The organism is Petrotoga sp. 8T1HF07.NaAc.6.1, assembly GCF_016772115.1.
Taxonomy (GTDB): domain Bacteria; phylum Thermotogota; class Thermotogae; order Petrotogales; family Petrotogaceae; genus Petrotoga; species Petrotoga mobilis.
In genome coordinates this window covers 17,572-27,225 of sequence record NZ_AUPG01000018.1, presented here as the reverse complement: position 1 = coordinate 27,225, position 9,654 = coordinate 17,572, and the positions used below count along the sequence as shown (strand labels likewise).

The 9,654-nt window shown below is 31.9% G+C and carries 11 protein-coding genes; 6 read left to right on the top strand and 5 right to left on the bottom strand.

What is annotated here, in order from left to right; translation table 11 throughout:
• Positions 1-498 (bottom strand): Rpn family recombination-promoting nuclease/putative transposase (locus tag NAAC61_RS09585; protein ID WP_202695893.1); only part of this gene is annotated, 498 nt, incomplete at its 3' end.
• A gap of 660 nt (positions 499-1,158) precedes the next feature.
• On the opposite strand from NAAC61_RS09585, the gene NAAC61_RS09580 reads away from it, so the two are divergent.
• Entirely contained in the window at positions 1,159-2,055 is an 897-nt protein-coding gene (locus tag NAAC61_RS09580; RefSeq protein WP_202695892.1) for a hypothetical protein, read from the top strand.
• A gap of 64 nt (positions 2,056-2,119) precedes the next feature.
• On the opposite strand, the gene NAAC61_RS09575 is transcribed toward NAAC61_RS09580, so the two are convergent.
• A complete protein-coding gene (locus NAAC61_RS09575; protein WP_202695891.1) occupies positions 2,120-2,320 on the bottom strand; it encodes a YjzC family protein in 201 nt (66 codons plus the stop codon).
• Positions 2,321-2,616: 296 nt separating this feature from the next.
• Between NAAC61_RS09575 and NAAC61_RS09570 the strand changes: the two genes are divergently transcribed.
• The 4 genes from NAAC61_RS09570 (at position 2,617) to NAAC61_RS09555 (ending at position 6,826) form a co-directional block, all read left to right on the top strand.
• Positions 2,617-2,835 carry a hypothetical protein gene (locus NAAC61_RS09570; protein WP_103078696.1) on the top strand — a complete coding sequence of 73 codons (219 nt, stop codon included), beginning with the start codon at positions 2,617-2,619 and terminating at the stop codon, positions 2,833-2,835.
• A gap of 75 nt (positions 2,836-2,910) precedes the next feature.
• Positions 2,911-4,122, top strand: coding sequence for a tetratricopeptide repeat protein (locus NAAC61_RS09565; protein WP_202695890.1), 1,212 nt, complete (start codon positions 2,911-2,913; stop codon positions 4,120-4,122).
• A 237-nt stretch (positions 4,123-4,359) separates the two neighbouring features.
• Positions 4,360-5,133, top strand: coding sequence for a hypothetical protein (locus NAAC61_RS09560; protein WP_202695889.1), 774 nt, complete (start codon positions 4,360-4,362; stop codon positions 5,131-5,133).
• A 283-nt stretch (positions 5,134-5,416) separates the two neighbouring features.
• Complete coding sequence (locus NAAC61_RS09555; RefSeq protein WP_202695888.1) at positions 5,417-6,826, top strand: ATP-binding protein; 1,410 nt, start codon at positions 5,417-5,419, stop codon at positions 6,824-6,826.
• 269 nt (positions 6,827-7,095) lie between these two features.
• Here NAAC61_RS09555 and NAAC61_RS09550 read toward each other — a convergent pair whose 3' ends face one another.
• The 3 genes from NAAC61_RS09550 to NAAC61_RS10875 all read right to left on the bottom strand — a co-directional run bounded on the left by NAAC61_RS09550 (position 7,096) and on the right by NAAC61_RS10875 (position 9,086).
• A complete protein-coding gene (locus NAAC61_RS09550; protein ID WP_202695887.1) occupies positions 7,096-7,998 on the bottom strand; it encodes a hypothetical protein in 903 nt (300 codons plus the stop codon).
• A gap of 321 nt (positions 7,999-8,319) precedes the next feature.
• Positions 8,320-8,898, bottom strand: coding sequence for a hypothetical protein (locus NAAC61_RS09545; RefSeq protein WP_237729871.1), 579 nt, complete (start codon positions 8,896-8,898; stop codon positions 8,320-8,322).
• Between the two features lie 38 nt (positions 8,899-8,936).
• Positions 8,937-9,086, bottom strand: coding sequence for a hypothetical protein (locus NAAC61_RS10875; RefSeq protein ID WP_233546357.1), 150 nt, complete (start codon positions 9,084-9,086; stop codon positions 8,937-8,939).
• Between the two features lie 281 nt (positions 9,087-9,367).
• On the opposite strand from NAAC61_RS10875, the gene NAAC61_RS09540 reads away from it, so the two are divergent.
• A complete protein-coding gene (locus NAAC61_RS09540) occupies positions 9,368-9,631 on the top strand; it encodes a hypothetical protein (protein WP_202695886.1) in 264 nt (87 codons plus the stop codon).
• The last annotated feature ends 23 nt before the right edge of the window (positions 9,632-9,654 follow it).

Below are 9,654 nucleotides of genomic sequence, written 5' to 3'. Positions count from 1 at the left end.
CCCTTTGATTGAGAAATCACATATTTCATATTGGTATGTAGGTAAGTATGTTTTTAGTTCATTTGGTAAATCTTCTATCCCTTGCACCATATTTGATAAATTCGTTTCTACGTTCCAGATTTCTCTTCCATGGTATATTACCATCGGTATTATTATTGGTATCTTTTTTGTTTTGGGATCGTATTTTTCTTCCCATATGCTCGTAATGTATCTCAACAGTTGAAAGATTACTTTACCTTCAATGTAGCTTTTGTGTTCCATAAGAATGTATATGTATCCATCTTGTCCATTTATCCTTGTTTTGTACAACATATCCGAGAGGCTTTCTCTTAGGTTTTCATCAACATGACTGTTGTTTTCAGGAATTAAATAATCTAGGTCTACTATTTCTACAGCTTCTTGAGGTAGATAATTTTGTAAGAAATCTCGAGCTATCCTTTTGTCACTGAAAATCCATTTGAAAAATCGATCGTGAGGATTGTGCACTAATTCATTCATATTTGGCCTCTCTTTTTTGTTAGATTTTGTTTGTCTAACTTAATTATATCATATCTTTTTGAAGGTGAGCTATCTTATCACATAGCTCACGTATAATGAGCTTTATAGCGCCCTACCCCCGCTGCCCGCCCGTGTGGAAGAGGGACCTGCGGTCCCTTTCCCCGCTTTTCAACTATAAGGAAAGAGATCTGTTCCTTTTTACCCCGCAACCCACCCATATAAGGAGGTGAGAAAGGGCTTCACCAGGGATAAAATACGTTGAAAGATACGACATCGATTTATGAGCTAACAATCTTTTCAAGAACATCTTACATAATCTAATGCGTTCTTTTTCTTTTTAATATTTTTTGCTGTATAATTGCAGTGAACTCTCATTTCTTGATTTTAGTAATATGTAATGATAGTTAGGATCATATTTTTTCACCTCGCTTTAGTATTGTTTAAGGATCTGCCTTAATTCTTAGACCTTTTCTAGGGCTTTTCCTTCTCATACGGCTTTGAAAGGTCATTCAAGTATCGGTGCCTTGAATTTTGCAAATTCTAATAGGATAAGGTTTAACCCAATAAATATAAACATCAATCTATTTGGAGAGAATGCACTATAGATAACAAAAATGGTTTATCTACAGGAACATGGAATTAGTTATTAGTGGTGATAATATGGATGCTGATTTGGTATTTTCAATAAAGAATTCTGACCACAATAAAATTTATGTTGTTAGAGATAATAAAATACTTTTTCGATTAAAAATTAAAGAACCAGATAAAGACAAATATGATTCTTATGACGGAGAATTAGATATAATGATGGATGGAATTAAAAATCATCCTTTTGATAATTTGTATTTTCAAAAAGATAATCACAAAGAAAAATTCGAAAAATCGATATATAAGGTATCTTGGCATGGATTTAGCTATAATCAAAATGGAAATATAAAAATGCCAGTTATAAATCTCAAAAACCAAAAAAATCAAAAAGATTCAGGAATAAGACATAAAGGTAAAATTAAAAACGATAAATTGTTTCCATTTCCAATTTGTAGTTTATATATTCCTAAAAATTTTTTTGATAATTCAATAAAATTTCAAAAAATTCAAAATGGAATACCCAAAGAAAATATAATTAATGTAAAAAAAGATGTTTTTTCTAGGATTGATTTTTTTATTTTGCCAACAAATTATAGTGTAAATGACTTTTTTATGACATCGGCGAGTTTGTTATATTTAATTTCAGATAATACTTTATTTTCTAGAGAATATCATGGTGAAGTTAGAAAACTGAAAGTATATCATCCATACAAATCTTTAAAAATTATCGATCATGATATTCTTTATAGAATAATAGAAAATGAAGAAACATTTTTACCTGAGTTGGATAATACATATAGCCTATTTATACATAATCCAAATAATTCTTTTGATGTGCTATATAATAGATTAACAACGATTGATGAAGATAGATATTCTCTAAGAGACGAGCATGATAAAGAATTAGAAAGAATAAGAAATAAAAAACAATTAGAAAGAATAAGAAATAAAGATAAAAGTAATGATTAAAAAATCAAAGAGCAGACGATTTGAATAAAAAAGATCGTCTGCTTTTTAAGTTCAAATCAAAAAATCATTCGTACGAGGTCATTTCCCAAATTGCACCTTTATCACAAGAATTGATTGGTGGAAATGTTTCATCAGTTTCTAAATGAATTTTCATTTCTTCATCAGTAGGTAGAGGTGTTCTTGTTCCATCTGTATATTCCACCCACTTGTAATAAGCATTTGCAGGAGATCTTTGACCTGTTCTATATCTTGCTCCGATTGGCATAAAATTCACCTCCTTTCTTATATACTTAATTATACCACAATATAATGATTATACAAAATGATAAATACTATATATAGAAAATTATAATGAAGTAATATAATAAATATAGTTTTATCCACTTACTAAACGAAAAGTGTACCACCTTATCGCACAAATCCTGTATAATAAATTTGAACAAAAAATTGTGGATTTTTGTATCTTAACAAACACAAAAGTCAAAGAGCGATAGCAAAAGAAATGGGATACACAGAGCGACGGTTAAAAGAGCTATCAAGAACCCAGAACAGAAGTATCATATGAACGTTGTTAGAGATAAACCAGTAAATGGTGATTTTGAAAAACGTATCAAACACTTGTTAGAGTACATTTCAAAGCAACCCAAAAACCAAAAGTTAACTAAAAGACGTATATATGAACTCATCTGTGAAGAAGGATACAAAGGAAGTTATTCTTCCTTCACCTATCAAGCAAGGAAGATAGAAGAGAAACTTGGTATTAATCAAAAAGAAGGATAAAGGAAGCAAAGGTAGATACATAAGTATAGCGATATTGATGAGCTAGGATACGTGAGGTTATCGTTAGCAATAGCAATGGCTGAAGAGAAAGTGAAGGAGGGCGGGAAAAACAAAATGAGTGATAAGAAATGGTTCAACAAAGGTGCTAAAGCTGGCAAAGTTGAGAAACGTGAAAAGCTACTAAAGACTTACGAGAAAGCTATCGAGGTAATTTCAAAGTATGCCGTAACCTTGTTTATTAAAGGTTTTGAACTTAGCGAGCTTGGGAGACATAAAAAAGCACTAAAGATTTACAAAAAAATCATCAAGTTATTTCCCCAGCTTAACGTAGCCTGGTTCTACAAAGGTTTTGAACTTAGCAAGCTTGGGAGACACAAAAAAGCGCTAAAGGCTTACGAGAAAGCCATCGAGATAGATCCACAGTATGCCGAAGCCTGGTCCAACAAAGGTGTTGCACTTAGCGAACTCGGGAGACACAAAGATGCACTAAAGGCTCACAAGAAAGCCATCGAGATAGATCCAAAAAATGCCTTGGCATACACCCTCTTAGGAGAATTATTCTTTAAACTTGGGAATCTTAAAGAGGCTTCTGAAAAGGTTGAAAAGGCGCTCAATATAGATGAGGGACTTGTTCCTGCATTGAGTTTACAAGGCAGAATCAAAATTGAAGAAAAAGCCTATGATGCTGCAAGTGAAGCCTTTAAAAAGGCAATGTATTTGGAAATAGGTAATCCAATACATTTCTTCTGGGATACTTATACTAACTATCTTAAGGCAGAATTTTCTTTAGATTCAGAAGATAAAAAGTATCAAGAAGAAATAGCCAGAATCATAAGAAACCTGGAAAAGATGAATGAAACTCTGTCAAAAAAACAAAATCAGGGAAAAGAGATAAGGGCGTATGTCCTGTATTTTTTAGGGCACTTCTACCTTAAGGGCAATGACATTTTTACATCGAAAGAAAAGCTTGAAGAGTGTATCAAATTAAAATCAAAATCCTCAATAGAGTCACCCGCTCGTGAATTGCTCGGCAATATCTGGAACTATCGAATTAGGCCACCCTGGTGGCGCTGGTGGTTAAATTCCCCTTTACATCGCTTGCCTAAGAAGATCGGATTTTTCATTCTTTTACTGCTTATTCTTGCATTATTGCTGCTTCACCCATTTATTCCTGGGTGGTTTCCTTCTTTTCAAATAAACTGGTTCTCTTTATGTGTTTCTTATTGTATTTTTAATCGTTATCCTTGTTTCACCAAGTATAGAACACATTCGGGCAAGAGATATTGAAGTAGAATTGCGTTCCCCTCCTCCCATTGAGCCCTTTCTGCTTCCCGTGGCAATGGAAGAAATAATGAAGGAAATAGAAGCAAAATATACGAAATTAGAATAACTGAGGTGCAAACAATTTTAACCATATTTTCAACGTTTTTGTAACTATCAAACTCATAGATAACACCTGTTGGACAACTTGTTGGGATACTTTCTAAAAACTTAAAAGTATCGAAAGCGGTGCAAAAAGCGGGGGTGATAAAAATAAACGATAAGAAAAAAAAGGAACTTAAATCATTAAAACATTTTATCTGTGATTATTATAAAATTTTTCATGAGTATCTTTTTCCTGAAAATTATCAATTAGAATGTAGTGAATCACCAGATTTCATAGTTAAATTTGATAATCAAAAAATTGGGATAGAGATAACAGAAGCTATTAAGGAGGAAATGATGAGAAGTGAAGATTTAGAAATTGCAATTTCCAAAATTATACAAAAATATGTGGAGGAAGAAAATATTAAAAAAGTTATATGGTTATCTTTCTCTGATAGCTTAGCTTCTGATATAAGCAAAAACAAATTTATTAAAGACTTTACTGAAGAATTCAAAAAATATATAATGGCAAGAAGAAACAGGGAATATTCTTCGTTTGAAGAATTCTGTGAATCAAATAAAGACTTTTTAATATGCAAATATTTGGAAGATGAGCCAATACGAAAGGATTATAAGAAACCATTAGTAATTCCTGGAGGCAGATATTTTTTCCCATTTGATTATGAAGGGAAATTAAAAATCGCAATAGATAAAAAGATAGGAAAGGTGTCCGATTACAGGAAAAAGGTTGATAAAATATATTTGTTAATAAAAACATCATCTAATCCACCTAACTTAGTACCTTTCCTAGATGTTCACATCCCACATATTAAAGAAATCCTTAATTCATATACTAAAGGAAGAAATAATTTCGATAAAATATTTTTATATTATCATAGCGACATAGAGCCACAAATAATAATATCTGATTAATAATTAATTCAACTGCTCTTGCCAAACGAAAAGTGTACCAATTTTTTTGATATTATAACCGTAATTGCATTCGAAGTTGATAAATTAGGAAGGGACCTGCGGTCCCTTAAACCCTGTTTTTCACCCATAAGGAAAAGGATCTTTATTTACACCACTTCCCCCGCTGTCCGCCCACAGTTAGCCCTTTCACTAAAAACCACATTTTTGTGGTATAATAATACTAACTTTAGAGTTACTTACTCATGAGTTAGTAACTCATGAGTAAGTAATAGAGGTGACTTATATGTTCATTGGCAGAGAATCAGAGTTAACCGCTTTAAACAAATTGTACCAAGAAGACAAATTCCAATTTGTTGTTGTATATGGAAGAAGACGGGTTGGGAAAACTACCTTACTTTTGGAATTTTGCAAAGAAAAGCCTTTTATATTTTTTGTTGCCGACGAATCATTAGATAATGTTTCATTAGAAAAATTTTCTAAAGAGGTTTTTTCATTTTTCAATCTAACGGGCTTAACTGAGTTTAATTCTTGGGAAGAAGCTTTTCTTTTTATTGCAAATAGAACAAGAGAAGAAAGATTGGTAATAGTAATTGATGAGTTCCAATATTTAGTGAATGCGAATCGTAGTATTCCATCGATTTTACAGAAATTGATAGATCATACTTTGAAAGACACCAAATTATTTTTGATAATCTGTGGTTCATATGTCAGTTTTATGGAAAATGAAGTTTTGGGTTATAAAAGTCCGTTGTATGGGAGAAGAACCGCGCAATTTGAGATTACCCCTTTTGGTTTTTTTGACAGTCGAAAGTTTTTCCCAAAATATTCTTGGGAGGAACAAGTCAACACATATGGAGTTTTAGGGGGCACACCACAATACTTGGTCACCTTTGATGAAAAAGTGGACGTTTATGAAAATATAAAACAAAAAATATTATTTAAATCATCGTATCTTAACGAAGAACCTACATTCTTGCTGAGACAAGAATTAAGAGAGCCTTTGATTTATAATTCCATTTTAGAAGCTTTAGCAGAAGGAAACGGAAAATTGAATGAAATTTCTTCAAGAATCAGTTTTGATAATTCCAAAGTGGCTAAGTATTTGGAAACCTTGATTGATCTAAAGATCGTTGAAAGAATAAAACCTGAACCGATTGGTAGAAAAGGCAGGGGTAGTATTTTCAAGATTAGGGATAATTTCTTTAAATTTTGGTATAGGTATGTTTTTAAAAACAAAACATTAATCGAACAGGGATTGGCGGATTTCGCTATAAAAAATAAAATAAAGCCATTTATGAATGAGTATATAGGCCCCATTTTTGAAGACATTTCAGTTGAAATCCTGAAAAACATGAATGTCGAGGGTAAATTGCCGTTCATCTTTGAAAATATTGGCAAATGGTGGGGCAATAACCCCATTAAAAAGAGGGAAGAAGAAATCGATATAGTAGCCTACGATAAGAAAAACATTCTTCTTGGTGAATGCAAATGGCAAAATACATTGTTAGATATGTCAGTAGTTAAAAAACTTATGGATAAAGGGGCTTTATTTCATTTTGAGAATAAATTTTATATTCTTTTCTCGAAAATAGGTTTTACGAAAGAAACCTTGAATTTTGCTAAAGCCAGCAGTAATATTATTTTAATAAGTTTTAAAGATTTTGTGTCTTCTAAAAATGAAGAATTAATTTGATTTTCTCACGAAAATAGTGGGTAATTAAGTTAGAGTTGAATTAAATTTACCCAAGCCAGATGAAGAAACACCCCGAAAGTGGTGGAATGACTACTTCACTGTCTACAACAGCCAGGAACAACGCTACCTTAAGCGAGTCACTTACCAAACGAAAAGTATACCAAAAATAAGTGACTGCTAATCGAAAAGTAGTTAGCAATAGCAAATGTTCATTAAAATTAGCGACAGCTTTTATTTGAAAAACGCCCATGTTGGGCGTCTTTAAAAAATTATTTCAATATTTCTTTTAGTTCTTCTAGTGTAATATTTAGAATGTTCTTCTTTATCTGGTTTATAATTTCTTCGTTTGCATTTTTGATCTTTTCTTCTAATCTTTTATCAAAATCCTCTCCAAACCTTTGGTTTAGAATTTCTATGATTAATTCTTTTCTTTCTTCAAGCTTACCTTTTCTTTCTCCTTCTCTTTTACCTTTTTCTACACCTTCTTCAAATAATGAGGCTCCTATCTTTGTCATTCGTATCACCTCTTTCAGTTTGTTTAGGTACTCTTCCCTTACATAATTATCAGAGAACCCTAATAACGATCCTATTACCGCTTCTTTTTTGTTTTCATCTGGTATAGTGATTGCTAACTCTAAAGCTTCTTTTGTCACTTCTTCTTCACTTTTTTCGTTTCTCATCAATGGCAAGAATACTAAATCCATTAGATCTTTATCCGTTAGTTCTTCTTCTTTTTCTATCTTTCTTTTTATTTCTTTGTACCTTTTTATTCCATCGTATTTTATCATGAATACTTGTAAAACTTTGTATTTATTTAAACCCATGTCCAATTCATTTTCTGCACTTTCGTATTTCCCTGAGTATATTACCACCGTGTTTATCTTTCTTCTTTCTTTTTGGTATAACGCTATGTCGTATTGTGCAAATCTTAGTAAGTCTGCTTTCTTCCAGGTGGTTTGAAATTCTAAGTGTAACAGTGAGTTGTCTTCTAGTTCGAATACAAAATCCATGTTTCTGTCTGATACGTTTATTACGGGTAGTTCTGTTGGTTTTACTGAGATTATCTTTGGTAAGTTCAGTTCATAATATTTGAGGGTTTCATCTTTGAATAGTTCCGACATCTTTTTGAAGATAATGTCTTGACTGTTGTGGGTTATGTTGGTACCTTTCATCAGCTCCCCCTTTTGGTTACACGATAGTTTGTTGAACTATTTATATTATACCATATGTCTATGAAGGTATGCTATTTAATCACATAAATCTTGTATAATGAGCTTTATAGCGCCCTTCCCCCGCTGCCCACCCCATAGGGAAAAGGAAGCTTTTTTACTTTTTCACACCGCTGCCTGCCCCATAAGGAAAGAGGAAGAAGTTTTGCTCCGCTTCCCACCTGTGCCTACTAAACGAAAAGTAGTTAGCAATAACAAATGTTCTTTAAAATTAGCAACACTTTTTATTTGAAAAAACGCCCATGGAGGGCGTCTTTTCAGAAATTATTTCAATAACTCTTTTAGTTCTTCTATGGTTATTTCTAATAAATTGTCTCCTATGTAATCTATCGTCTTCTCATCTGCTTTTCTTATCTTATCTTTTATTTCTTCAGTTAGTTGGTTACCAAATCTTTTGCTTAATATTCTAATTGCAAATTCAAGTTTCCCTTCTCTTTCACCTTCTAATTTAGCCTTTTCTCTGTCTCTTTTTGCTATCTCTTCTAATGTGTTAAACATTTTTGGCACCTCCATTTCTTTTAGCTCTTCGAACCTTTCTTCTATCTCTTTGTAATCTGTCCTCTTTCCGAACAGTTCTATGAATGCGTTTCTGTGTTTATCAAATTTCTCTTTTTCTTCTTCCGACAATTTCGATATTATATCTTTATTTATAATCTTTAACAACTCTTCCGCTCTTTTTATCCTTACGCTTGGTTTGTCTGTTAATAAGATTACTCCTAGTGCGTTCTTCATGTTTATTATCGTTTCTTCTTTTATATTACTTAAATTTATTAGTTCATAATTTGCTTTTATTAAGTATTCTTCCATGTTTTTTATCTCTGTTATCTTCTCTTTTACATCCATTGGTGATGTCCATTTCGCTTTTCCATCGTAAAAGACCATCACTTGAGTTCAGTTTGTTCACGTTTTAAATCTGTTTCTTTTATTTGTTTTGTGATCTCTTTTGGTAGAAAGGCTTTTAGAAAGTCATAGAATACGGTTCTGTCTTCAAATAATTCTTTGAATATCGAATCTTTTATTGGATTAGACATAAGCTTCTCCTTTTTGGTTTATTTTTTGTTGTGTTTAGCGCCCTTTCGTCCCGCTGCCCACCCCATAAAATTAGTGAAGTGTTTTCTTTGTCAATTTAATTATATCATATGTTTTTGAAAGGTGCTATGTTATCACATAACTTCTGTATAATAAGTTTTATAGCGCCCTTCCCCCGCTGCCCGCCCATACGAAAAAAGATGTCATTTTAAAGACATTGAATTATGATCTAACCAATTTTTTCATGGACATATAGTATAATCTAATGTGGGGGAAATGAGTTATGAAAGAAGAGGAAAAAGAAGTTTTAGATTATTGTATTAAGGACATTGAATATAGGATTAAGTCGTGTGAAAACTCATATGAAAAAGGAGACTTTAATGAAAAAGTTTCTGATTTTAGAGCTTTTATATTTTCTGTTGGAAGTAGTATGGATATAATGAGAAATGAGATTTTCGAAGATTATAATCAAAATAAAAAGAGGAAATATTTTAGTGATATTTTTGATATTAAAAATGATAAAAAGCAAGATATTAGGAGCTGTTAAATAAACGAAAAGTGTACCAAATT

Coding starts and splice junctions, on each gene's coding strand:
- NAAC61_RS09580 (WP_202695892.1), top strand. CDS start 1,159: ATGGATGCTGATTTGGTATTTTCAATAAAGAATTCTGACCACAATAAA.
- NAAC61_RS09575 (WP_202695891.1), bottom strand. CDS start 2,320: ATGCCAATCGGAGCAAGATATAGAACAGGTCAAAGATCTCCTGCAAAT.
- NAAC61_RS09570 (WP_103078696.1), top strand. CDS start 2,617: ATGAACGTTGTTAGAGATAAACCAGTAAATGGTGATTTTGAAAAACGT.
- NAAC61_RS09565 (WP_202695890.1), top strand. CDS start 2,911: ATGGCTGAAGAGAAAGTGAAGGAGGGCGGGAAAAACAAAATGAGTGAT.
- NAAC61_RS09555 (WP_202695888.1), top strand. CDS start 5,417: ATGTTCATTGGCAGAGAATCAGAGTTAACCGCTTTAAACAAATTGTAC.
- NAAC61_RS09550 (WP_202695887.1), bottom strand. CDS start 7,998: ATGAAAGGTACCAACATAACCCACAACAGTCAAGACATTATCTTCAAA.
- NAAC61_RS09545 (WP_237729871.1), bottom strand. CDS start 8,898: ATGGATGTAAAAGAGAAGATAACAGAGATAAAAAACATGGAAGAATAC.
- NAAC61_RS10875 (WP_233546357.1), bottom strand. CDS start 9,086: ATGTCTAATCCAATAAAAGATTCGATATTCAAAGAATTATTTGAAGAC.
- NAAC61_RS09540 (WP_202695886.1), top strand. CDS start 9,368: ATGAAAGAAGAGGAAAAAGAAGTTTTAGATTATTGTATTAAGGACATT.